Raw genomic sequence first — 23,776 nt, forward strand, 5'->3', positions numbered from 1 at the left:
GCCAGACTGGGGTAACCATTCTTGTTAATGGATTGCACCAACTGACCGAATTGAGCATCAAAAACTCCCTGATCCAGCCCATCTACCACCAGAGAAGGGCTTGCATATCTTCCCAGAGAGATTTACAGCGATCGCGGCATCAGCCGATAATTTAATTAACATAAGTTAACAAACTTAACTCATCCTTCAACCGGTTAAGCCAGCGAGTTTTTCTGCTTCACTGGACTGTTAACTTCATAAATTAAAAATTTAAGGAGTAATCAACAACCATGACCACCGACAAAATCGATCTAGACAACATTAACGTAAACCCTTCTGGTAAAGGCGTATTTGGTTTTAGCAACTTTGCCGAAGTCTGGAACGGTCGGATGGCCATGCTGGGCGTAGTTGCCGGTTTTGCTGGTGAAGCACTTACTGGCAAAGGAATCCTGGAGCAGGTTGGGATCTCGACCCAGGGTGGCGGGATCATGGCAGCCTTATTCCTGACTGGTTTTACGGCCGCCGCCATGATTGGTTACTACGCTGTGAAAATGAGCAGTCAGCTAGATGCTTCTAATCCCACTGAAGTGTCTGAGAGTGCTAGCTAGTTTCATTGCTGAGCTTGGGCGAAGTTTATTTGAGCTGATTTGAACTGAGTCGATCGATTTAGACTCGCCGCCGCTTATGCAACATGGCTTTTCTGAACCACAAACAACACACAAACCGCTATTTGGCTGTAGCTTCAATCTTGATCTAGCTATTAGTTTAAATAGTAGCCATCAAGGTACTAGTAATTACATCGTAATCAGGGCGCACTGCTAGGTGTGCCTTTATTTTTGCAGTTTTAGCTTCAATTTTAGCTTCAATAGAATTTGACCAACTTGAATTATGAGGGATGGCGATCGAGAGCAGGTTAATCCCTGATGCCAAACAGTATTCGTCATAATTTGCGTAGTTAACTAATTAGAACTCTTGCAAGAGCCCAGCCTTGGAACGAGAGCATCTCAATAGCATAGCAAATCTGAGTAAATGTACTTAATCAATACATGCGTAACCCTGGCTTTGGATACTTTGTCTTGAGAGTCTAGCTGAAAAATTTGATCTCAGCCGTTATCGGAGCATTTACGCACAAGTCTATGCAATTATTGCTGCCTGTAATTAGGTTCACTAATAAAGAATCACTAACAAAGAAGTTAGTAAAACTTAGCTCCCTTAAGCGGGATCGCGCCAAATCATCCCAGCTAATCAGATAATAGTAGTCCAGCAAAAATTAACTGCTCCTATTCGATTCTCCTGTAAAGTCTGCCAGCAAATAGAAAAAGCATGATATCCCCTGATTTAATTGCCGATCGCATTGCCACTATTCAGGCTCAACTACCAGCCACAACAAAATTACTGGCCGTAAGCAAGTATGCTGACACCGAGGCGATCCGCGCCGCCTATGCTGCTGGGGTAAGGGATTTTGGTGAGTCCAGGATTCAAGAAGCAATCCAGAAAATCCAAACTCTCCGCGATCTCAAGGACATTAACTGGCACATGATCGGTAGTTTGCAGAGTAACAAGGCTCGTTTAGCAGTACAAAACTTTGCCTGGATTCATTCGATCGATCGGTTGGGGTTGGCCCGCAAACTCGATCGCCTGGTAGTCGAATCGGGACATAGTCCATCACTGTGCTTACAGGTAAAACTTATGTCAGACCCGCACAAATCCGGTTGGCATGAATCAGAATTACTGGCCGAGCTACCGAAACTGGCCAAATGCCAAAATTTAAAGATTGTCGGCCTGATGACGATCCTGCCCCAGGGCTTAAATCCCGACCAGGCAACTGAGGTGTTCAGGCAAACCGCCCAACTAGCAGAAAAATTACGATCGCAGGGGTGGCCAAATATCAGGCATCTATCAATGGGTATGTCAGGGGATTATCATCTGGCGATCGCGGCTGGGGCAACGATTGTGCGCATTGGTAGCAGCATATTCGCGTGATTGCTCCCAAATAAAGGGCGATCGGCAATTAGGGCACCAAGCAGTTATTTTTAATATTTGTTTAATTATTGCAAGGACTATTTGAGTTTGAAATACTGATACAGTGGCACCACAAGTAAATCTTAAGTTAGCCAATAACTTGATTTTTTCTTGACGCGCAAATATTGTTTAGAAAAGTTTACACAACTGTCTAGCTTTTTTAGCGCTTTTAAGCTAAAGTCTGCGCAAGAAGTTTGCATCCCAGCTTTAACGTCAAGTAATTAGTTGATAAAGCTAGATATATTGAGCATAAGTGAATATTTAGCCAGATATTCCTGTTGCTTATATATAGTTGCTAAGTCAGCTAACTATAGTAAAGCTCAGACATCTGGGAAAAATAAGAGGATATGAGCTTTCTGAGGGTGGCAACCAATTACATACTGAATACATAGACTCGTATGTTGAGTTCGAGTGGTTAAGTATAGATTTCTGGTCGCTCTCTAGGTATTGAAATATCTTCTACGCATTAATACTTAGGATCTGGAGAATTAAATGTTAACTATTGTGCCAACTGTTTATGGTCTGGTGCTTGGGTTAGTAAATTCTAAAACCAGCTTTAAGTTATGTAGCTATTCACATTAAAACCATGTATAGTTGCTCAACTAAAGACCGCTAAGTTGCGGTGCAAGCAGCGACCTAAACTTTTCACCTAACAGCCAACGAGGAGTTAACAGATGGGAATCTTCACCAAGCTTAGAGATTTTGTGGGTTTGAATGAACCACAAGATTATGAATATGAATATGATGAAGCTGATGTTGATGATTATCAGAGCATCTATGAAGATGAGAATCCTGCTGTAACTGCGGAAGAGGAAATTGCTCCAACCCCCAGGCGCAGCAGAGAAAGACACTCAGCCCTTAGAAGTTCAACCACCGAAACTATGAATAATGTGATCGGTATGCCTGGAGCCAGCAATGGTATTTCCCAGGTGATGTTGATGGAGCCACGCAATTTTGAAGAAATGCCTCAGGCAATTCAAGCACTGCGTGAGCGTAAGTCAGTGGTATTGAACCTAACGATGATGGAACCAGATCAAGCCCAACGGGCAGTTGATTTTGTGGCAGGCGGCACCTACGCGATCGATGGTCATCAAGAGCGAATTGGCGATAGCATTTTCCTCTTTGCACCATCATGTGTTCAAGTAACTACCCAAAGTGGTGTTACCGTTGAGCCACCAGTACCGCAAGCAAGACCAAGTGCCAGACCAAGTGCGCCAGCCCCTGCCTGGGCCTCGGAACCAACAGTTAGTCGCTTTGCCCAGTAGGTAAAGTAAGTAACTTGTAAGTAACTTGTTCAGTAATGCAATAATGCAATCAAGCTAAGTGGTCTACAAAGCAAGCAGTAGATTACAAAATATGTAAAACAATAGGAGCATCCAAATAGTTGTACCTATTGTTTAGGATTCCAAGCACAAAATGCTCACAAAATGTTTAAGTTGGGCTAATTTAGCCACGACCCAGGCTGATCCAAATGATTTGATTAGCTTGCAAAAAATGTATGTGGCTTGAATATGATTTTGATCGAAGTTAATACTTAGGATCGAGATTCCAGCTAGATATTGAAATATATGCACTTGTTGTTCTAGGGCTGGAGCTAAGTATTCGATCGATCGTATTTTGGCGAATATATACTTAACAATTTAAATATATATACATTACGTGAATTTAGGCATTATTGGCGGCGGTGTAATGGGGGAAGCAATTCTTTCCTGTCTTCTTGAAAAGGGGGAATATGCTGCTACTGATATCTGTGTAAGTGATCCTAATCCAGACAGACGGAGTTTGCTATCTAGCAAATACGGGGTTCTGACTACAACAAAAAATATAGATGTGACGCAAGGGGAGGTGCTGCTATTGGCAGTAAAGCCCCAATATTTTTTTGCGGCTACTAAGGAACTTGTAAATATATCAGCGCCATTAGTGATCTCGATCCTGGCCGGGGTGACGCTGAGCCAGCTTGCCAGTGTTTTCCCTGGTAAAGCAATTGTGCGTGCGATGCCCAATACCCCAGCCCAGGTTGGGTTTGGCGTTACTGCCTTAGCTAGTTCTGAGCTAGTTACAGCACCGCAGGCCGATCTGACAAAGCGGATTTTTGCGGCAGTAGGCGAGGTGGTGGAGTTACCGGAATCACTGATCGACGCGGTCACTGGCCTATCGGGATCGGGCCCAGGTTTTTTGGCGGTGGTGATCGAAGCGATGATTGATGGTGGCGTAGCGGCGGGTTTGCCCAGGGCGATCGCCCAAAAATTAGCGATCCAGACGGTTTTGGGTACGGCGCAATTATTAATCCAAGCTGATTTGCATCCAGCGGTTTTAAAAGATCGAGTGACCAGTCCTGGGGGCACCACAATTACTGGCATTGCCCAGCTAGAGCGAAGTGGAATGCGATCGGCAATGATTGAAGCGATTCTGGCAGCGACAAGGCGATCGCAAGAGTTAGGTGAGTAGTTTAACTCTCAACTCTGTGGCTATTTCTGAATTCTTAATCCTGCCCCAAACTTCATAGAGGCTATTTGGAACTTTGTAATATTCTTGGTCAGTCAGGTGTACATTGGATTGAGTAGATTTACTGAAACTGCTGCTAAGGTAATTACGCAAAGATAGATACCAGATCGGCTCTATAATTGAATGCTACTAATTTGATTTAATACCACCAGTTAAGTTATGGACTATCGGCAGGCTGGAGTTGATGTTGAAGCGGGTCGCAACTTCGTCGAGCAAATTCGGCAATATGTCAGCGCCACCGATCGCCCTGGTGTTCTAGGTGAACTAGGTGGGTTTGGCGGCTTTTTTGAATTGCCCAGTGGCTATCAACAACCGGTTTTGGTATCTGGTACTGATGGCGTGGGTACGAAGCTGAAAATTGCCCAGGCTTGCGATCGCCACGACACGATCGGCATTGATCTGGTGGCTATGTGCGTGAATGATGTGCTTACCTCTGGTGCGGAGCCATTGTTTTTCCTGGACTATCTGGCCACGGGTAAACTAGCGCCTAATCAACTGGCGGAAGTAGTCAAAGGAATCGCATCGGGTTGTCAGCAGTCCGGTTGTGCGCTGCTGGGTGGTGAAACAGCAGAGATGCCAGGTTTCTATGGGGCGGGGGAATACGACGCGGCGGGCTTTTGTGTGGGCATTGTGGAGAAATCAAAAATCCTGAATGGCTCGCAAGTGCAGGTGGGTGATGCGGTGATTGGTCTGGCCAGTAGCGGTGTACATAGCAATGGCTTTAGTCTGGTGCGTAAGATTATTGCCGATCGCGGGTTTGGCTGGAGCGATCGCCTTGCCGGGCTAGATTGCAACAAAACCCTGGGCGAAATATTTTTAACCCCGACTAAAATTTACGTTAAACCTATTCTCGCAGCCCTACAAAGCGATCTGAATATCCATGCCCTGGCGCACATTACTGGCGGTGGCTTGCCGGAAAACTTGCCCCGCTGTTTAGGCGTAGGTAAAGGCATCGGTAAATCAGTGGAAATTCTGCCCCAAAGCTGGCCAATTCCAGATCTTTTTCTCTGGCTGGCTGAGCAGGGTGAAGTATCAACCAGGGCAATGTTTGAGACTTTTAATATGGGGATCGGCATGGTGGTGATTGTGCCCAGCGATCGCCTCGATCGAGCTTTGGCCTATTTCGACACCCAAGATCTAGACTGTGCCCATATTGGTTGGGTGGTTGAGGGCAAAGGTGAAGTCTTGGGGCTAGAAGCTTTTGGCACTTAGATATCAAGGATAATCCGTAATGCTTAAAACTTAAGTTGAGTAAGTTGTTTAGAGATCCTAATCGTTATATGTTCAAGATCTCTAATAAAGCCGATCGCTGGCAATTAGCTAACACAACCTAGCGCACCACAATCACCGGACAAGTGCAGTGATGCACCACAAAATCACTCACACTACCCAGCATTACCCGCTCCATTGTGCCCAATCCCCGCGAACCAATCACCAAAAAATCCGGTGCTTCAGCCTTAGCCAGATCACAAATTACATGGCGCGGTGCACCTAATTCCAGCTTGGTATCACAATCGACTCCAGCCTGCTGACAAACCTGAGCACTAGCATGGAGCAATGATCCCGCTCGTTCTAGCAAAGCTTTTTCATGGTCTGGATCGGGCATCGCCTGCACCCCCACCCAATCCCCCGTGGGCATCATCAGCCGAGGGTAATAGGTGCTGAGCGGTTCCATCACTGTCATCAGGGTGATTTTGTCTTTTCCCGGCTGAGCCAGGGTTAGCGTCCGTTCGATCGCCTGCTGGCTGGCCTCCGATCCATCGATCGCAACTAAAAACTTCATCTCTAGCTACCTCCTTTTTGATCCCCGCGCCGGTTGTTCGAGGCGCTGATTATTCAGGATTATTTTGTTATTACATATTACTCACTTAATTTAATCTAGCCTAATATCTACACCACAGCGCAGCTATGGATCAAAACTACATATACGCTTGGGTTTGACTGGGCATTCTTGCCGATCGAGCGGATTCCCCCACAAGCTAAGTCTGTTTAGATTGACTAAGCTAGATAAATCTTCAACCGAACTAATTTGATTTGCGCCCAATTCCAGCCTGGTTAGCTGCGTTAATGACTTAAGCGGGGTCACATCTTCGATCTGGTTCTCGAATAAAATCACCTCTTGCAAATTAACCAGATCTGCCAACGCAGAGATATTGCTAATCTGGTTTTTGTGGGCATAGAGCCGATCGAGTTGGGTGAGCGATCGCAACGGTTCAAGGTTTTTAATCTGGTTTTCGCCAATGTTCAGTGAGGTCAGATTAGTCAAACCAGCTAGCGGATCAAGCTCACTGATTAGATTACTATTCAGCTCCAATTTCTCTAGTTTGGTGAGTGTTTCCAAGGGACTGAGATCTTTAATCTTATTCTGGCTAAGTTGGAGCGATCGCAAATTTTCCAGCGATTGCAATGGTTCTAGATCTTCGATCGCATTATCACTCAGTTGCAGATCGCTGAGGTTTGTCAAACTGGCCAAGGCAGTGAGATCGCTAAGCTGGCCATGCCGCCATACCAATGCCCTGAGATTGGTTAGCTCGGCGAGGGGCGAAAGATCTTTGATCGTATTGTGGCTCAAGTTCAGATAGGTGAGTTGGGGCAACGATCGCAGCGTGGAAATGTCGGTAATCTGGCGATCGCTAAGATCCAACTCGGTCAGGGTGGCGAGTTTGCGGCTCACCTCATTACAATCCTTTGTGCCAACTTCTGCTTCCAGGATCTCAAAGGTTTTCTGGGCAGCCACCGAAAGATCGCCTAGCTCTTGACAAATATTAGCGATCGCAATGGAGGTGGTTCTGGTGGCATGGATTCGCTTGTGGATTTCCAGGGTAAGCAGTAGCGCGTAGATAATGATCACCGATGTGGAAAGCATGGCGATCAGCAATCGCTTGATGGGATTGGGCGATCGGGGCGATTGATTGAACATCCGCAGTGATGGGGGATTCCAGCTAATTGATGAATAAGGCGGACAAGTTATGACTTGGTGGCAGTGCCGGTGATTTGGTCGGGTTGGGCTTCAACGCAACCGAGCGTAACTAGATCCTGGCGATTGACTTCGGTTACGCCAAATTCTAGCGCCATGAGTTGGACGCGATAGGCTTTGAGTTGTTGGCCATAGGCGCTCTGTTGCTCGGCGGGGGGCAGGGTGGCGATCTGCTGTTCGACTAGTTTGGCGGCGGTGCCCCAATGTTGCTTGCACAGGGCTACGCTGAGGGGATCGGTGGGTGCTTCGCGCTCTGGTGCTTTTGGCTCAACGGTGATTGGTGTGTTGGCGGGGCCGCCTCCTGCTTCCTGGGCGATCGCGGTGCGGCTGATGGGGCTGAGGCTGGCGATCGATAGGCCGATGATGCTGGTGGTAATAATTCTGGCGATCGTGTTCATAAATTTATGTCCCCCTGATGATCAATTGTCTCTATGGTAGCTTTTTGCTCTTGAGATTACTCCCTGTTGGCGATCGGGGCAATGGTGTTTTGTGCAGAGTAAGTTGAACAAAAAAGGTCTATCTACCGAAATGAATCTACAGCTACAATCTGCTACATACTTGCTATAGTAAAATTAAATACAAAGAATGACTAAATTATTGTATGGACGGGTCTGGACTCAAAGTCATCCAAGGCGGAAAAACACCGACTTTGACCATTCATATAGATGGTCCCTACCTGCCTTACGACAAATTTAAAGCCATTCTTGAAGACTTTTCTGTGATTCTTAAAGAATTAGATAAAGAAATTTCCGGTAAAGACACACCTTCAGTTGAATGGGCAATCACTTCTGTATCAGGTGGAAGCATTCATCTAACTATTGAAGGAAATCCGGTAGATGAAGAAACTGACCCTGATATGCCTCTTGAGGTAATAACTACTTTTGAAAAGGGGATTGAGAGTCTTCGCTTAGGAGATTTGTATCCCGAGGGATTCTCAAGTAGAGCTTTAAAGAGTACCAAGAATTTTGCAACGGCAATTAGTCCTGATAAGCTAGCCGAAATAAGTTTTAGTAGCAATGACTGGAGATTTGATGTGTCTCCAAGTATGTCAGCCAGTGTTGATGAGCTGGTAAATGATTTCTATAAATATCATGGTTCAATTGAAGGCAGATTGGTATCAATTAGCGTAGTCAAGAATATAAATTTTTGTATCAGAACTACTGCTCAGAAAAAATTGATCAAATGCTCTTTTAAACGTGAGATGCTTGAAGAAGCCAAACAATATATTGATAAAAGAGTGTATGTTTACGGTCTCATAAGACAAATTTATCACGGGGATAAACTTAGTGTTCAAGTAGAGACAATAAGACCATTACCAATGGATGAAGAAGTTAGATCTACACAAGACCTCTTGAGAGATCTCAGGAGGGGCTAATCTTGAGCCAGCAAATCCATTACTGTGATGCTTGTGTAATCTTAGGCTTCTTTAATAGTGAAAGTGAGCCCCATAATGCTGATGAATGCAAGATTTTGATTAGGGCGGCTGAAGAAGGACAGATTAGACTAGTTACTTCTGCATTTTCAGAATCCGAGGTTGTAAATATCAAAGATCCTTCAGATCCTAAAAGTTTTGTAGAAGGAGATATAGCTGAAAGAGTAATCAAGGAATTTTTTACAATGCCTTGGCTAGAAATAGCAGCTTACGAAAGAGAAACTGGTGAAATAAGCCGATACTTGTGTAGGAAATACAAAACTAAACCTGCTGATGCTACCCATGTAGCAACGGCAATTCAGCGTAAGGTAGATTTTTTCGATACGGTTGATAATACTTTACTTGATAGTTATCCAGAGAAAGTCTCTTTCCCTCCTCGATACCCAAAAGAAATAATTCTCCAACGTCCATTTGTTGAGGGATATGACCGTTCTATTTTAGACTTGATAGATTAAAATCAACTTACTCATCCAACCCCAAACTCCTCAACTGTGCCCAGCGAGCAAACTCACCGACTTCAAACTTCCCTTCGATCGGGCGGCGATCCCTAAACTCAAGCTGTCCATCATCCCGCTTACAGCAATCCACAAACACAAAATCACACACCGTATAGCCAAGCGTAGTATTAGAATCGATCTTCCAGTTATTAATACAAGCCCCAGTTAAATCTGCACCACACAGATCCGCTCCAGTTAAGTCTGCGCCCGAAAAATTTGCGCCACTGAGATCCGCACCACTCAGGTTTGCGCCACTCAGGTTTGCCCGTCGCAACGTCGCCACCGACAGTTTCACCATACTCAGATCAGCACGATCCAGATTGGCATCATTCAAATTCGCTACACTCAAATCCGAGCCACACAAACTCACCTGCTCCAGATTCGCCTCGCTGAGATTAGCCACCCGCAGATCGCAGCGCTCCAGGTCAGCCTCCGCCAAATTTGCCTCAGACAAATCTGCCCCCACCAAATTAGCGCGATTGAGATTTGCCTCCACCAGGATCGCCCCACTCAGGTCAATACTCAGCAAAACCGCGCCCACCAGCGTTGCTTCGGTTAGATCCGCATTACCCAGATTCGACTCGCTCAAATCCGCCCGACTGAGATCCACACCACGCAAATTGGCCTCAAACATTTCTACCCTAATGAAATCGATCCCCACCAGCTTGGTCTCACTCAGGTCAATATGAACCGCCATGTTCATCGATCGCCACATATTCCAGGCATCCGCACCCCGCTCGATAATATCGAGTAGTTCACGCTCGGTTGTCTCCGTGCCCATTGAAGTCATGGTTTTACCTTTTGTCCCTTAATAATGCCAAATAATGCCAGTTAAAATATTTTCCCATATTCACGATCGCCAAAGAGTGATCTAAGCCGCGATTTCCAAAAGAATTAAGCCATAAAGCTGAGCCAGTAGATCAAGCCATAAAATTTAATATTTTAAACATTTTAAACATCTAAGCCCAACTCCCTTTGCAAGGGGCGATCGTAATGGCCATTGCGCCAGTTCTGGGCGGTTTTGATCTGCGCAGCACTAAGGTTTTGTACTTCCTTAAAATTAGCACTACCAATATTTGCCCCCTCCAGGTTCACCAACCCCAGATTTGCGCCATGCAGATCGGCCTTTTCAAGATCGGCATAACTCAAATTCGCACCCTGTAAATTACTGTGCCTTAGGTTTGCTGCCCGTAAATTTGCACCCTGAAAATTAGTACAGCTTAAATTTGCGCCCCTGAGATCGGCCTTATTAAGCACCGCTTCGCTCAGGTTTGCGCCACTGAGATCGGCATGGTTGAGTTGGGCTTCGCTGAGATTATCCTGCCGAAAATAACTCCCCCGCAAATTAGCATGGCTTAGCTGGATCGGTTGGTTATTTTGCTGACTGTGCTGATTTTGGTGATTACTTCTATCAGTGCGATCGCGTTCCTGTTGCCAGGTAGCTAGTTCTCGATCGCGGTCAAATTGCCCAGATTGCCCAGATGGTCTAGATAGTTCAGGTTGTTCTTGGAACAACAAATGCCAGCGGCGGATAGGTTTTTCACCACCAAGGATCGCCCCTTGATCCGGTACATTATCCGTTAGCTCAGCGCGATCGGTGCGATTATTATTTACGGTTTTACTTATATCCGTCTGCTCACTATGATCCTTGCTGCCGCCAAGCACCACATCCCGATCGCCCGGTTGATTTGATTTGTCTGCTTCACTGGCCATGACTGATTAAGCTCATCGGTTGGGAATTATTACGATCGCGGTTGGAATTGCTCTAAGGTTGCTCTAAGGATCAATATTCAATCACAGGATTGGCTTTGGATTAGGATTAGTTATGCCCATAAACAAAATATAACTGCAAACCTAAAGCCGACCATATTTCTGTAAATTATAAACACTGATAAGTTGATCACATCCAGATTATTCAGATTATGGCAACAGATATTCGCCTGGGGTTTGCTGGCACCGTCGGAAACACACCCTTAATTAAAATTGAATCACTCTCGGCGGCGACGGGGTGTAATATTCTGGGCAAAGCCGAGTTTCTCAACCCTGGTGGTAGTGTGAAGGATCGGGCGGCTTTGTTCATGGTAATGCAAGCGGAGCAAGATGGCTTGCTCAAACCGGGTGGCGCGATCGTGGAGGGAACTGCTGGCAATACGGGGATCGGCCTGACCCTGGTGGCCAACGCGCGGGGCTATCGCAGCATTATTGTGATGCCAAACAATCAATCACAGGAAAAAATCGATCTATTGCGTACCTTTGGCGCAGAAGTAGAACTAGTTGAGCCAGTGCCCTTTGCCAATCAGAATAACTATTATCATGTGGCTCGTGCCCGCGCAGAGCAACTAGACAATGCTTTCTGGGCAAATCAATTTGAAAATCTTGCGAACGCTGATGCCCACTATCAAACCACTGGGCCAGAGATCTGGCAACAAACCGGCGGCGATCTCGATGGCGTGGTGATGGCTTCGGGGACGGGCGGCACGATCGGCGGGGTTAGTTCTTATCTCAAAGAACAAAAATCTGAGATTGCAGCCTATTTAATCGATCCACCGGGCGCAGCTATGTATGGCTATGTCAATACTGGTGAAGTAACCAAAACTGAGGGCAGCTCGATCACCGAAGGGATCGGCATTGGTCGCGTAACTGCTAATTTTGCCAGAGCCAAGCTAGATGGTGCGTTTCGTGGCACTGACCAGGAAGTGATCGAAATGTCGCATTTTTTGCTCAAGCATGATGGTTTGTTTCTGGGTAGTTCGGCGGCGTTGAATGCGGTGGGGGCAATGCGATTGGCGCGCAAACTCGGCTCTGGCCATACGATCGCTACGATTCTTTGTGATGGTGGCGGTCGCTATCGCAGCCGCATGTATAACCTGGACTGGCTGAAGGAAAAAGATTTGGTGCCGGTGGCCAAGGGTCTGGAATTTTTGGATTAGCAGATGAGTATGCAAGGCGATCGTAAAAACCTACAAAATCTACAAAATCTACTGAGCAGTTAGATATTTTAGAGCGCTACTATGAAGCTAGATAATATATCTAGGGCAAGTCTAGGCATTTGGGATTCTAGATGATGGCATAATGGCAAAAAAACATCGTGAAATTGGTGTCGCTGTGGTCTGGCGAGGCGATCGGATCTTAATTGATCGACGCTTACCAGGGGGTGTATTTGGTGGCTATTGGGAGTTTCCCGGCGGCAAGGTGGAGCCAGGGGAAGCAGTGGTCGATTGCATCAGGCGCGAGATCGGCGAGGAAATTGGCATTGAAATAGAAGTGGGCGATCGCCTAATCACGATCGATCATACCTATGGCGATGAAATTTCAGTTAAATTAATGGTGCATCATTGCCGTTATATTTCCGGTGAACCGCAGGCGATCGAATGTGCCCAAATTGAGTGGGTTGAGCTTAATCAACTCAGCAACCGCGATCGCTACCCTATGCCGGAAGCTAATTATCAAATCATTGCGGCGCTGGATCAAAATCAGTAACTTTGAGCTGAGATTTTGATCGCAGATCGTTATGTTCGCTTCATCAAACAAATTAGATTAGACCAGAAAAGCTTTAATTACTTTCATTTATGGAGATCGAAACTGCCAAAGAGCTATACAAAACAGCACTTCAGAATTTTGAGCGGGGCAATTATAGCAAGGCTATTCGTCAGTTTGAGCAAGGCTTAGGCATGGTTAACCCCCAAACTAAGTTAGGTGGCGAAATTCAGCTCTGGCTGGTTAATGCCTATGAGGCGAGTGGTAAATCAACGGAAGCGATCGCCCTATGCCAAACATTGGTTAAACATACCAATTACGACGTGCGCCAATCAGCTAACTATGTGTTGGGGATTATTTCTGCTCCTGAACTTGCCCGACGCGAGGATTTAATTTCCAAAATCCCTAGCCTCAAGGACGTGGCCGATGGCGATCAAAGTAATCGACTCAGTGTTAAGGCAACGCAGCAGGCTCGATCTAGACCAAAACCACCACCGCCGCTGCCGGAGTTAGATCTTTCGATTCCCCCTCAACCCTCGGTAACGCCCAATAGCAACAGATTCATTGGCGGCATTATTTTGATCCTGCTCACTATTCTGGCTTTCCTGGCGATCGGCTAGTGTCTTTTTATATGAGATCTTAGGCAAGATTGAGATGCCTATTAGCGATTGCATTTAAATCGCATTTAAACTGTATTTAAACTATATTTGAATGATTGCAATTCTTGACCAAGATACCTTTAGTAGTTTAGTAGTCAACCATAAAAATAATTATGCATACCGAGTCTATGTATGCTGAGTATACCGATCCGATCGGGATACTATCGGGTAAACGTTTTACCTGGATTACAATCCCTCAGATTTAAATTGATTAACGACTAGAGCACCTGGCCGGTGCGATCGCCGCCGCTCTAGGTCAGCATCAATTATTTTTATTCTGAATTTTTACTAGCCCCAGTGCAAGCTACGCGCAATTGCCATTCTATGCCTGCTGGACTGCTACTATCTATCATCGGGGTGAAGCCTTAATAGCGGAGTTTATGGCAACATACCGATGCAGTATATATGCATGTGATTATACTGCCGCCTGATACTAACCATTTTCTTTTGATGAAACGCCCCGATCGCATCTTAATAGTCGATGATGTTCCAGATAATCTGTTCCTGATGCGCGCGATCCTGGAGGATGAAGGATACGAAATCATTGCCGCCGATGGAGGAAAGCAAGCCCTGGAGCTTGTGACTTCTGAGCTACCGGATTTAATTTTGCTGGATGTAATGATGCCGGATATTGATGGTTATGAAGTAACCAAACGGCTACGATCGCAAACCGATTTACCATTCATTCCGATTTTGTTGATTACCGCCTATGACAAGTCCAGCGCTTCCAAGGGCTTGGATCTCGGTGCCGATGAATTTATCCGCAAACCAGTGGAAGCTGATGAGCTGATGGCCAGGGTGCGATCGCTCCTGAGGCTTAAGCACAGCATTGAAGAACGCGACCAAATCGAAAGGCAACGCAAAGACTTTGTTTCCCGTCTCACCCATGACATGCGTACCCCGTTGCAAGCGGCCGATCGGATGTTGGGGCTGTTGCAAGATGGTGCGGCTGGAGAAATATCCGATGATATTTTAGAAATTCTGCAAACCATGTCCCGCAGCAATCGTAACCTGCTGGAAATGGTCAACAAGCTTTTGGATGTCTATCGTTATGAAGCTGGTAGTAAAACACTGGCATTCCGTCCCCTTGATTTTGCTGAACTAGTGCGGAATGCGATCGCCGAGCTGAAAGCGATCGCCACGTTCAATAATCTAGAGCTAAATGCCAAAATTCAGCCCGACCTGCCCGAAATCAAAGGCGATCGGCTTGAATTGCTCAGAGTATTGAATAATCTAATTGGTAATGCGCTCAAATTTACTGAAACCGGAGCAGTGAATGTTAGTCTAGAGCAAGAGAATTCCGAGATGGTGCTACGTGTAGCTGATACTGGCCCTGGCATCCCCGCAGAAGATCAGCCCTTCTTGTTTGAAAGATTTACCCAAGGTAAGCATCACAAACAAGGTAGTGGCCTGGGATTATATTTGTCGCATTATATTATTGATGCCCATGGGGGTAGTATCGAATTAGAATATGCCAACGCCAATGGCTCATGCTTTTGTGTGCGGCTACCGATTTCCTAAGCCGATCTACAGTTTTCCACCATTTAGCGATCATGCTCGATCAACAAACTCAGTACGAGACCCTTCTGTGTGACTACAGCAATCCCCTGGAGGCGGTTAACCTATTGCGGGGCTATCGACCTTATTTTGAGCTAATTCCCAGTATGCGCCGCCCCAAAGATAGTGTGCTCAGCGTACCGCTGCCAGTGGTTAAGTTTGCCCAACGCCGCGATCATCACAACCATGTCAAGCTGCCGTGCGATGTGGCAATGCTGATGTGTGATCCAGATTGGCGGATCAAAACCGAAGTAGAAATTATCACCATGATTCATCGTCCTGGCGAGGATTTCTCTGACCTGCTCAATCGCTGGCGCGATGTTGAAGTAATTCAAGGTGAAGATTTCTATTGGCTGTTGCCCTGGAAGCATCGCCAGGTAATTAGCGAAAAAGGGAATTTGCAATATCCGCTGTTTGTGACCCTCAGCTATACACCAGAGCGGATCAAAAAGGGGTTAGAAGGGGCAGGATTTCCCTACGTGACAGTGGAACTCCCAGAGCAGGAAGCTAGTCCGCCGGAGCCCACTGAAACAGTTAGCGCCGATCGTGGTGACTAGACTAAAACTTGTCGATCGCGCTGATCAAGAACAAAAGCGTTAGTAAAAATCTAAGCAAGCCACGATTTAGGATCTAGGTTGCGGCTGTCTCCTGATTGCTCAGCTAGCCAACCTCAAACTGGCAATTTTTCCTGTGGCAGATGTGGCAAACTTTCCCAGGCGCTAAGTCCTAGTTGCTCAAACATCAATGCATCCGCACTGTTGCCAGGATTAGCCGTAGTTAATAGCTTCTCACCGGTAAAGATTGAATTTGCCCCAGCCATAAAACACAGCGCTTGCTCTGCGGTGCTCATCGCCGTTCGCCCTGCCGATAGTCTAACTACTGTCCTGGGCATGATGATTCTGGCCGTAGCTACCATGCGCACCAATACAATTGGATCGACGATCGCCTGATCTGCCAGGGGCGTTCCCTCTACAGGAACCAAGGCATTAATTGGCACGGACTGCGGTTGCGGCGTAATATTCGCCAGGGTGTGCAATAGCTCAATCCGATCGCGGTCGGTTTCACCCATACCGACAATGCCACCACAACAAACTTGAATGCCAGCATCGGCAACGGCTTGAATTGTATCGAGGCGATCGCGGTAGGTGCGGGTGCTAATAATATCTGGATAGAACTGTGCCGAAGTATCGAGGTTGTGGTTATAGGCGGTCAGTCCAGCTTGAGCCAATCGCTGAGCCTGATCGGGGCGCACCATCCCCAACGTCACACAGGCTTCCATTTCTAGATCCACCACTGCTTCAATCATGGCAATAATGCGATCGAACTCTTCGCCATCGGGTAGCGATCGCCAAGCCGCCCCCATACAAAAACGGGTCGAGCCATTGGCCTTTGCTGCTTGAGCTTGGGTGATCACTTCTGCAAGTGGCAGCAATGGATAGGTTTCTGCTTCAGTCTTGTAGCGCGCACTTTGGGGACAATACTTACAATCTTCTGGGCAGCGCCCCGATTTAATGTTAGCCAGCGTACATAGCTGCACCGCATCGGCCTGGTGGTATTGCCGATGGATAGTTTGAGCTTCAAAAACCAATGAAATCAGTGGTTTGTGGTAGGTTTGCGCGACAAAATCAAGGGATATCATTGCCAATGTTCCAGCTAAGGGATCTCACCAAGTTGATTCGCTGCATCACAGGCAACTTGGTTTAGGGGTGAAGTGAATAGCAAAGATCAGTTTATCGGTTTTGGTGGGTTTGTGGCGCTTTAATCTGGATTATTTAATTTCTCTAGCCTGACCTACATCCTTATCGACATCGATCGCACCTGTAGTAAATATTAGTAAATATTAGTAAATATGGCTCTGGCGTTAGTTAATGGAGATGATTATTAGGTGGTGGCTGTTCAAAAAAAGCTTTCTCAAGCTCAATCGGTAGCAAAATGCAGCAAATATAATTATGGCAGATACTAAAAAACCGCCCTCTTTTGAGGCGGTGCTAAACGGATAATTTATTACTATGCATAACTACAATCACTCACATTAATGATGCAAAGGTAGATGGCTAACCACCATTAGGATTTAACATTTTGGCGGTTCTTGCCATCTCTGCATCGGGTCTTTTGATCAGGTTTGATCAGGCAATGCCAAGTTTTTAGCATTGGCACTAGGACTAGGATCGATTATTTTGATCGTGATCGCTAATTTCTGGTTGTTCCAGAGTGACGGGGATACCTAACCCCTCGGTTGGAAATCCTTTTGCGATCTTATACAAAGTCAAGGCTCCACCGACAACAGCAGTAAGCAATATCCCAAGCAAGATTCCGCGTGAAGCACTGCGGGATTCTCGTTTCTGGAACTCCTCGACCAACTTGTTGCGTTCGTCGATCCTACCGTTATCATAGGCAGTCTGCAATTCTTCGTTATTAATTTGAGCTTGATTATTCATAAATAGTAGTTACTCCCGATCGATTTGTCTTCAGTCGATCTCTACCATCCATTATTACTGCCCAAACTGCCGCTGTGCATTTTCAAATGCTTTACCAAGTTCATTCCAGGCATTTTCAAACCCTTCCCGAATCTCGTGCCAGGCATCTTCACTAGCTTGCTGCATCTCAGCGAACTTGGCTTGAGCAGCATCACGTCTGGTGTAAAGTTCTTCTAGTTTGGTGTTGAACTCAACCGACGCATCAGCCTTAGCTTGATCAGCCTTGGCCTTAAGCTCATCGATCTGGGCATTAAGCTTATCTAATTGAGCTTTAACCTTTTCTTGATAGGCTTGCTTAGTTTCAGTTGGCATATTCATATGTATTTTTCTCCTAACGAACAATATTTATTTTGTGTTTTTGTGTGGGAAATTGAAATGCACTCGATCGCATCTCAAACCCTGCTTGTATAGCGCTATACCCTTTGGGTTAGAACTTAGATTGAGACTATCTCTTTACGATTGACTCAGTTTCTTCCACAGAACAGAGGAGATGTCCTAACTAAAGTGGGGTAAGGCCATAACTGGGTGTCTAATTTACAATCACTCGATCGATATGTGGTTTGCCGATCGTCGATCGTTAAATATTTACACCTAATTTGCATCTACAGACTCATTAAATTAGTAATTAGACCCTGGCCAGTGATCATTTCTGTAATCAATAGCGATACAAAACCAATCATCGCTAGGCGACCGTTAAAGGTTTCGGCAAACTTGGTAAATCCAAACTTTGATTCATTTTGGTAATAGGGCTCAGGCGTAACGGGATAGTTGTTGCTGAGTCCTTCTTGGTCAACTGTATAGCCAGAAGTAGTTTTAGCCTGTTGATTATCATTTTCTTCAGCCGCTTGCACCGCACGAGGGGTGTTAGGCGGTTCAGCGCCTTCGTCTTTCTGGCGGGCAGCAACTTCAGCCGGAACTAATTCACTACCATCACTAAGGTTAGGATCTTTAACTAATTCTTGGGTGTCGTGTTGGTTAGCCATATATATATTTAACTCCTATTAACTATTGTTTTAGCTCAAACAGCTACTGTGCAAGTAATTAACTATGTACATCGATAAAGTGAACATCTAGTGAATGTCTCAACCTTTTGTTGATATAAAGCATATAAAGATTTAATTTACTAGACTCAAATTTAGTGTAATACAACTTTAGTACGATTGAATTACTTTGTAACTGCATTTGTTATACTTAGACTAACTTAATTACCTGTGGCATGTCAATACCAAAAGGAGTATTTTGTATTTACAAAAGAAGTGTATAGTATATACTGTTATTACTACTGCAACTTAACTAAACTATTAGTGTTTGTGCAAGTAACAGTAATTTGTAGTTATCAAAAGGGCGTTATGGCTAGGACCAAACCACCTTCAAATAAAGTTATGAGTATTCGACTTACTGAGTCTGAGTTTAAGCAACTCGAAAAATATTGTATTGACAAGGGCAAGACTAAAACTGAAGCGATCAGAAATATGATTCGTAGATTACGAGCCGATCGATCGGCTGGATCGTAGGTTACGTTACTACTACATCATTATTCATGCGATCGCATTGCGCATTAATTTATGCATTAATTTATTAGTATTTTGGGGTGGATGGTTAACAGTTCATGTATCAGAACTATTTCAGAACTATTTCAGAACTATTAAAGTTACTGTGCCACCGCCTGAATCAATAGCCTTGATCAATAAATTTTGGGCCGACTAATTTGTTGCGATCGCAAAATAACTAATCCACAATCAAAATCAAAGAGACCTCAAATTCAATGAAAATGAGATCTCAAGATGAATAACTTACTGATCGCTCTAATCGCTACACATACGCTGCAAGCAATTAGCCAAGTCCTAATGCTGGATCGCTCGTGTTTACCACCTCAAGTACATTCAATACGGTATTCACATCACTGACGCCCGCGACCACGCCAATCACCTCATTGGTTGCAAAGCTGCGTAACACAGCATCCAGAGATGAGGCGGTTGCCTGGACTTGAGGCACATCTTCGATACTAATGGAAATATCAAATTCACCAAAATCAGACACAACCACTACCCGATCGCCCTCGAAGGCATTGAAGTCTAGGGCAACATCAGCCGAGTTGGGATCGAATTGACCAACCGCAGTCGCAGCCCGGAAGACAAAGGTATCAGCACCAAAGCCACCAGTCAGGTCATCAATACCAAAATCGCCAACTATAATATCGTTGCCATTTCCCCCATTGACGGCATCATTCCCCTGGCCGCCGCGCACAAAGTCATTGCCATCTTCACCATTCACAATGTCATTATCACGATTGCCATTGACCACATCATCGCCAAAACCACCATCAACCGTGTCATCGTTGCGGCCGCCGCGCAAATAGTCGTCGCCATCAACCCCATCAAGGAAGTCATTATCCTGGTTGCCATTGACCACATCAGTGCCAAATGAACCAGTAATTACATCAGCAGAACCAAATGCCCTCACCCCAGCTGGATTAAATTGGCTGATGTCCGCGGACAAGGTTTCCACATCCACAAAATCGGTCAGGTCGAAAAACTGGCCAAACACAGCTCCATTAGCAGCACCAAACACTAAATCTTGATATAGATTGATCGTGGAGGCATCTTGAATAATTGGCATAATTTATAATCCTTAAGTCATTTCTACTCACAGCTATGCGATCGATCGCAATTAGTATCTGTTGATTGTCTTATCAAAGAAGTTGGGTATCTATTTTTGATGGACAGCAACTTCTTGCCCTCACAATCCACCTGGCAAAAACGATCGCACTTTCAATTATATCTATTAACTCGATCGAGTTAGTTTAATATTTATTGGTGTGGTTGATTAAGGGTTTAAATATTTTTTTGATTGACAATTTTAGAGCTATTTTTATTCAGTTGAAACTAATTTCATATTTTGGCTGATGCCTATATTCACTGAACAATAATAATGTAATAATTTTCACAATCGTGAAACAGGCGCTATGGATTAAGGATTGTAGAAATATTTATTGATAGGGAACAAATAACTATTTTATTCGTCTTATTTAAATTGGTTTGATAATATAAACAAACTTTTGCTTTATAGAATTGTGGGTATAAGCTAAATTGAAATAGCTTTAATTTATAGAATAGTAAAATTATTTGCGATTTGAATGTTGCAGCTTTTTTGTAAGATCTAAATTAGTGGATTTAAGTTGACGATCGCAGTAGTAAATTGCTATTGGTTGAGATAGGATTTAATTACTTTGGTTAATTAACTATTTCTAACTATTGATTAATATTGATTAATCGCGCTGTCCCAAGCACTGTGTAGCATCACTAGCATCAACGAAAGATTGGGCTTGAGATTGAATCTAGAATCTTGGCGGTGCAGTTATGGAAATAAAAAAGTGATGAGTACGAGTAACCCGGTGCTAGGGCTGGGTGAATTTTATCCTGAGTACATTGTATTTGTGCCACTTGCAAACTTAAATTTTGAGAAGAATTCATGAACAAGAAATTAAAACAAGTATTAAGTAGATCTACTTTTGCAGCAGCCTCTATGACTCTGGCATTGGGTAGCCTGGGTAGCCTTACTGCTTTACCCGCCCATGCTGATGATGAGGTGGTCTATGACTGCTATTCGGGGTCGGGACGTTTGGTGGAAGAAGAAGTATCACAAATTGATGCGATCGCCTTTACGTTGTTTGGTAGCAGGGGTAGTGATGGGATAATCCGAGGGTTGGGTGGGGAATGCCGACCCCAGGAACAAGAAGAAGAACAGCAAACGGTTAATAGCGATCGCAGTGTGGATGTGACCTATGTTTCCAGCAAGTCGATCGACAATGATCAAGTGGAAGTTACCTGGAGCTATAAGGGCACTAACTACACCTATACCTCAGAGGTTGATTCCTATTACATTCGCAATCGCCGCGAAGCCCGCCCTGCCCGCGATGGGGAACGTGCTGCGCTGCGTACTGCCTATCAGCGAGCCACAAATTCCAGCCCCAGTTCGCAAGAAGAGCTACGCCGGTTTGGATTCGTGCCAGAGGTAGGTCAGTTTGCCGTAGTGCGGAACACCTATGAGGAGCGTAACTCGGTTCGCCAGTTTGATGCGATGATCAATGACGATCGCCAACGTTGGATTGCCAATTGCCGCACCGAGCAGTTATTCAACGCTTCGCGCCAGGAAGTGAAGGTAAACAGTCGGGCGATCGGTGACATTGTGGCGTTTGTTTGCACCGAGAATATTACGGCGCAGAACCCTGACAACAATGAAGATCTCCGCAGCTTTGGCAATATGCCTGGCTATGGTGATTTCTCGGTGGTGCGTAACACCTACTATGCCAGTAATGCAATTCTGGAGTTTGATGCGATCGTGGTGGGTCAGCGGCAGCGCTGGGATGCCAATTGTCGCACCGGTGAGTTGTTTGATGCTAACGATCGCCGCTTAAGCACTAGCAGCATGACGCGGAGTGTGGCTAGTTTTGTGTGCCGCGATGGTTCTAATAATTAAGCAGCACTAGTTTTTGATCAATGATCGCAAACTAGAATAATAAGCAGGGGTGGTTATTTAGTTAATCACCTTTGCTTTTTGTGATTTGGCTTTTCTTTTCTTTGCTGGCGGGGAAATTATGGATAAGTGGCGATCGCTCCTCTCGCAAATTAATTTCACTGGTGCTGAGTATCCAACCTTTACTGATACTGAGATCGAGGAGTTTGAGCAAAAGACAGGGATTATTCTGCCTCAAGATTGCAAGGACTACTGTAAAGTTTTTGGCAATGGTATGTTTAGCGAACTCTACGATATCAATTGCTTAAATGCAAAGATGGCTGAAGAGTGCAAAGATGATCTACTAATTAGTTGGAATATGGAGCGGGATTCTCTCACTAAGCTCATAAACAGATTTGGTATTAGCAAAGAAGAAGAAGAAGAACTTACACAGGTTAACCAGATAATTGAGCTAATTACCAGATCTTTCGTTTTTGCATCAAAAGAAGAACAGTTTTTTCTTTGGGATTTAGATAGCTATAATAATCTCAACAGGAGTTATAAAATATGGACCGTAGAACTTGAACTACCATATTTTTATTGTATAGGTTCTGACTTCTTTGAATTTGCTAGAGATTTTTGTTTAGGTCTTAACCGCCATAAATACGACTATATGCACACATCAATGCGACCTGAAATCTATGAGGATTTGGTTGGCTTTGAGCGTTTCCCAAAAGAGTATGGCTATGACTAATTAAGTCAAATAAATGACTGATAAGTGGCGATCGCCCCATCCCCAAACAATTGCTAAACCTGAGTAATCCAATCGCCATACTTAGGCAAAAGCCCATGCGTCGCTTTGCTATAAAGATCCTTCAGCTTTTGGGTAATACTGCCCACATTGCCATCACCCACAGTGCGATGCTCAATCTTCACGATCGGTGCCACCTCGGTAGCCGTACCCACAAAGAACGCCTCGTCTGCAATATAAAGCTCGGTGCGATCGATCGGCCTAGAAATAGTCTTAATCCCCAGTTCTTTCTCAGCCAATTCCGCGATCGTGCTGCGGGTAATCCCTTCCAGAATGTTTTCCGTGATCGCACTGGTAACCAATTGCCCATCCCGGACTAAAAACAAATTCATCGCGCTCCCTTCCGCCACATGCCCCTGATTGGTGAGTACAATCATGTCCGCAAAGCCGGATTTATGGCCGTCGGTTTTGGCCAGTGCCGTATTCACATAAGCGCCGTTTACCTTCGCCCTGGCTGGGATCGCATTGTCATCCAGTCTGCGCCAGGAAGAAACCCCCACATGGATGCCCTTCTCCACATCCAAATAGCCATCCATCGGCACGGTGAACAAGCAAAAATCATCCTGCGTACCATCCACGGTCAAAATTGGCCCAATTCGCAGGTCTGACTTATAAATAATCGGCCTGATATAAGTAGCACCCTGACATTGATTGCGCTTGATCAAATCGACAGTGAGATCGCCCATTTGCTCAGCGGTGAGGGTCGGTTGTAATCCTAAAATATGCGCACTTTGCAATAGCCGCTTGTAATGTTCAGCCATCCGAAACACGCCCATCCGCCCTGCTTCTGGCAACCAATAGGCTTTGATGCCCTCAAAAACTGCCGTACCATAGAGAAAAGCATGGGTACGCACGCTGATCGTGGCATCGTTCAGGGGCAGGAAGCCACCACGCAGATAGGCATATTGCTCAGACATGTCAGTTTAAT

General features: G+C 45.2%; 26 protein-coding genes. 15 read left to right on the forward strand and 11 right to left on the reverse strand.

Going from position 1 to position 23,776, the window contains the following annotated elements; translation table 11 throughout:
* The first annotated feature begins 269 nt into the window (after positions 1 to 269).
* The 5 genes from PSE7367_RS08755 (at position 270) to purM (ending at position 5,718) form a co-directional block, all read left to right on the forward strand.
* Entirely contained in the window at positions 270 to 587 is a 318-nt protein-coding gene (locus PSE7367_RS08755) for a chlorophyll a/b-binding protein (protein WP_015165005.1), read from the forward strand.
* 715 nt (positions 588 to 1,302) lie between these two features.
* Positions 1,303 to 1,962 carry a YggS family pyridoxal phosphate-dependent enzyme gene (locus PSE7367_RS08760; RefSeq protein ID WP_015165006.1) on the forward strand — a complete coding sequence of 220 codons (660 nt, stop codon included), beginning with the start codon at positions 1,303 to 1,305 and terminating at the stop codon, positions 1,960 to 1,962.
* A 713-nt stretch (positions 1,963 to 2,675) separates the two neighbouring features.
* Complete coding sequence (locus PSE7367_RS08765; protein WP_015165007.1) at positions 2,676 to 3,266, forward strand: cell division protein SepF; 591 nt, start codon at positions 2,676 to 2,678, stop codon at positions 3,264 to 3,266.
* Positions 3,267 to 3,660: 394 nt separating this feature from the next.
* Positions 3,661 to 4,449 (forward strand): pyrroline-5-carboxylate reductase, encoded by a 789-nt coding sequence (proC, locus tag PSE7367_RS08770; RefSeq protein WP_015165009.1) that lies wholly within the window; start codon positions 3,661 to 3,663, stop codon positions 4,447 to 4,449.
* Positions 4,450 to 4,665: 216 nt separating this feature from the next.
* Positions 4,666 to 5,718: a phosphoribosylformylglycinamidine cyclo-ligase gene (purM, locus tag PSE7367_RS08775; protein ID WP_015165010.1), complete on the forward strand. Its 1,053-nt coding sequence runs from the start codon at positions 4,666 to 4,668 to the stop codon at positions 5,716 to 5,718.
* A gap of 118 nt (positions 5,719 to 5,836) precedes the next feature.
* Here purM and PSE7367_RS08780 read toward each other — a convergent pair whose 3' ends face one another.
* The 3 genes from PSE7367_RS08780 to PSE7367_RS08790 form a co-directional block, all read right to left on the reverse strand.
* On the reverse strand, positions 5,837 to 6,289 hold the full coding sequence (locus PSE7367_RS08780) for a universal stress protein (protein WP_015165011.1): 453 nt from the start codon (positions 6,287 to 6,289) through the stop codon (positions 5,837 to 5,839).
* A 123-nt stretch (positions 6,290 to 6,412) separates the two neighbouring features.
* A complete protein-coding gene (locus PSE7367_RS08785; protein ID WP_015165012.1) occupies positions 6,413 to 7,426 on the reverse strand; it encodes a leucine-rich repeat domain-containing protein in 1,014 nt (337 codons plus the stop codon).
* Positions 7,427 to 7,473: 47 nt separating this feature from the next.
* The gene (locus tag PSE7367_RS08790) at positions 7,474 to 7,881 is read right to left on the reverse strand and encodes a hypothetical protein (protein ID WP_015165013.1); all 408 of its coding nucleotides are present in this window, start codon (positions 7,879 to 7,881) and stop codon (positions 7,474 to 7,476) included.
* A gap of 203 nt (positions 7,882 to 8,084) precedes the next feature.
* Between PSE7367_RS08790 and PSE7367_RS08795 the strand changes: the two genes are divergently transcribed.
* Both PSE7367_RS08795 and PSE7367_RS08800 read left to right on the forward strand, forming a co-directional pair.
* Positions 8,085 to 8,858 carry a hypothetical protein gene (locus PSE7367_RS08795; RefSeq protein WP_015165014.1) on the forward strand — a complete coding sequence of 258 codons (774 nt, stop codon included), beginning with the start codon at positions 8,085 to 8,087 and terminating at the stop codon, positions 8,856 to 8,858.
* 2 nt (positions 8,859 to 8,860) lie between these two features.
* Positions 8,861 to 9,370, forward strand: a complete 510-nt coding sequence (locus PSE7367_RS08800; protein WP_015165015.1) for a type II toxin-antitoxin system VapC family toxin — start codon at positions 8,861 to 8,863, stop codon at positions 9,368 to 9,370.
* Between the two features lie 7 nt (positions 9,371 to 9,377).
* On the opposite strand, the gene PSE7367_RS08805 is transcribed toward PSE7367_RS08800, so the two are convergent.
* On the reverse strand, positions 9,378 to 10,202 hold the full coding sequence (locus tag PSE7367_RS08805; protein WP_015165016.1) for a pentapeptide repeat-containing protein: 825 nt from the start codon (positions 10,200 to 10,202) through the stop codon (positions 9,378 to 9,380).
* Positions 10,203 to 10,363: 161 nt separating this feature from the next.
* Positions 10,364 to 11,125: a pentapeptide repeat-containing protein gene (locus PSE7367_RS20340; protein WP_015165017.1), complete on the reverse strand. Its 762-nt coding sequence runs from the start codon at positions 11,123 to 11,125 to the stop codon at positions 10,364 to 10,366.
* Positions 11,126 to 11,334: 209 nt separating this feature from the next.
* On the opposite strand from PSE7367_RS20340, the gene PSE7367_RS08815 reads away from it, so the two are divergent.
* From PSE7367_RS08815 to PSE7367_RS08835, 5 genes are all read left to right on the forward strand, one after another.
* Positions 11,335 to 12,342 (forward strand): cysteine synthase A, encoded by a 1,008-nt coding sequence (locus PSE7367_RS08815; protein WP_015165018.1) that lies wholly within the window; start codon positions 11,335 to 11,337, stop codon positions 12,340 to 12,342.
* Between the two features lie 142 nt (positions 12,343 to 12,484).
* Positions 12,485 to 12,892, forward strand: a complete 408-nt coding sequence (mutT, locus tag PSE7367_RS08820; protein ID WP_015165019.1) for an 8-oxo-dGTP diphosphatase MutT — start codon at positions 12,485 to 12,487, stop codon at positions 12,890 to 12,892.
* 89 nt (positions 12,893 to 12,981) lie between these two features.
* On the forward strand, positions 12,982 to 13,509 hold the full coding sequence (gene bamD / locus PSE7367_RS08825; RefSeq protein ID WP_015165020.1) for an outer membrane protein assembly factor BamD: 528 nt from the start codon (positions 12,982 to 12,984) through the stop codon (positions 13,507 to 13,509).
* 444 nt (positions 13,510 to 13,953) lie between these two features.
* Positions 13,954 to 15,069, forward strand: a complete 1,116-nt coding sequence (locus PSE7367_RS08830) for a hybrid sensor histidine kinase/response regulator (RefSeq protein ID WP_015165021.1) — start codon at positions 13,954 to 13,956, stop codon at positions 15,067 to 15,069.
* A gap of 32 nt (positions 15,070 to 15,101) precedes the next feature.
* Positions 15,102 to 15,662: a hypothetical protein gene (locus tag PSE7367_RS08835; RefSeq protein WP_041698390.1), complete on the forward strand. Its 561-nt coding sequence runs from the start codon at positions 15,102 to 15,104 to the stop codon at positions 15,660 to 15,662.
* Positions 15,663 to 15,775: 113 nt separating this feature from the next.
* Here the strand turns inward: PSE7367_RS08835 and bioB are convergent, their stop codons facing one another.
* From bioB to PSE7367_RS08855, 4 genes are all read right to left on the reverse strand, one after another.
* Positions 15,776 to 16,744 (reverse strand): biotin synthase BioB, encoded by a 969-nt coding sequence (bioB, locus tag PSE7367_RS08840; RefSeq protein WP_015165023.1) that lies wholly within the window; start codon positions 16,742 to 16,744, stop codon positions 15,776 to 15,778.
* A gap of 523 nt (positions 16,745 to 17,267) precedes the next feature.
* Complete coding sequence (locus PSE7367_RS08845) at positions 17,268 to 17,543, reverse strand: hypothetical protein (RefSeq protein WP_015165024.1); 276 nt, start codon at positions 17,541 to 17,543, stop codon at positions 17,268 to 17,270.
* 54 nt (positions 17,544 to 17,597) lie between these two features.
* A complete protein-coding gene (locus PSE7367_RS08850) occupies positions 17,598 to 17,900 on the reverse strand; it encodes a sll1863 family stress response protein (protein ID WP_015165025.1) in 303 nt (100 codons plus the stop codon).
* A 284-nt stretch (positions 17,901 to 18,184) separates the two neighbouring features.
* Complete coding sequence (locus PSE7367_RS08855) at positions 18,185 to 18,565, reverse strand: chlorophyll a/b-binding protein (RefSeq protein ID WP_015165026.1); 381 nt, start codon at positions 18,563 to 18,565, stop codon at positions 18,185 to 18,187.
* A gap of 399 nt (positions 18,566 to 18,964) precedes the next feature.
* Here PSE7367_RS08855 and PSE7367_RS21920 point away from each other — a divergent pair, with 399 nt between their 5' ends.
* The gene (locus PSE7367_RS21920) at positions 18,965 to 19,096 is read left to right on the forward strand and encodes a ribbon-helix-helix protein, CopG family (protein ID WP_264314184.1); all 132 of its coding nucleotides are present in this window, start codon (positions 18,965 to 18,967) and stop codon (positions 19,094 to 19,096) included.
* Positions 19,097 to 19,415: 319 nt separating this feature from the next.
* On the opposite strand, the gene PSE7367_RS08860 is transcribed toward PSE7367_RS21920, so the two are convergent.
* Complete coding sequence (locus PSE7367_RS08860; RefSeq protein ID WP_015165028.1) at positions 19,416 to 20,201, reverse strand: calcium-binding protein; 786 nt, start codon at positions 20,199 to 20,201, stop codon at positions 19,416 to 19,418.
* A gap of 852 nt (positions 20,202 to 21,053) precedes the next feature.
* On the opposite strand from PSE7367_RS08860, the gene PSE7367_RS20345 reads away from it, so the two are divergent.
* Together PSE7367_RS20345 and PSE7367_RS08870 are read left to right on the forward strand one after the other, a co-directional pair.
* The gene (locus PSE7367_RS20345; protein ID WP_156800366.1) at positions 21,054 to 22,061 is read left to right on the forward strand and encodes a hypothetical protein; all 1,008 of its coding nucleotides are present in this window, start codon (positions 21,054 to 21,056) and stop codon (positions 22,059 to 22,061) included.
* Positions 22,062 to 22,146: 85 nt separating this feature from the next.
* Positions 22,147 to 22,791: a hypothetical protein gene (locus tag PSE7367_RS08870; protein ID WP_041698391.1), complete on the forward strand. Its 645-nt coding sequence runs from the start codon at positions 22,147 to 22,149 to the stop codon at positions 22,789 to 22,791.
* Between the two features lie 53 nt (positions 22,792 to 22,844).
* On the opposite strand, the gene PSE7367_RS08875 is transcribed toward PSE7367_RS08870, so the two are convergent.
* Entirely contained in the window at positions 22,845 to 23,765 is a 921-nt protein-coding gene (locus tag PSE7367_RS08875) for a branched-chain amino acid transaminase (RefSeq protein WP_015165031.1), read from the reverse strand.
* Positions 23,766 to 23,776 lie beyond the last annotated feature (11 nt).

It is taken from the genome of Pseudanabaena sp. PCC 7367 (assembly GCF_000317065.1).
Lineage (GTDB): Bacteria > Cyanobacteriota > Cyanobacteriia > Pseudanabaenales > Pseudanabaenaceae > Thalassoporum > Thalassoporum mexicanum.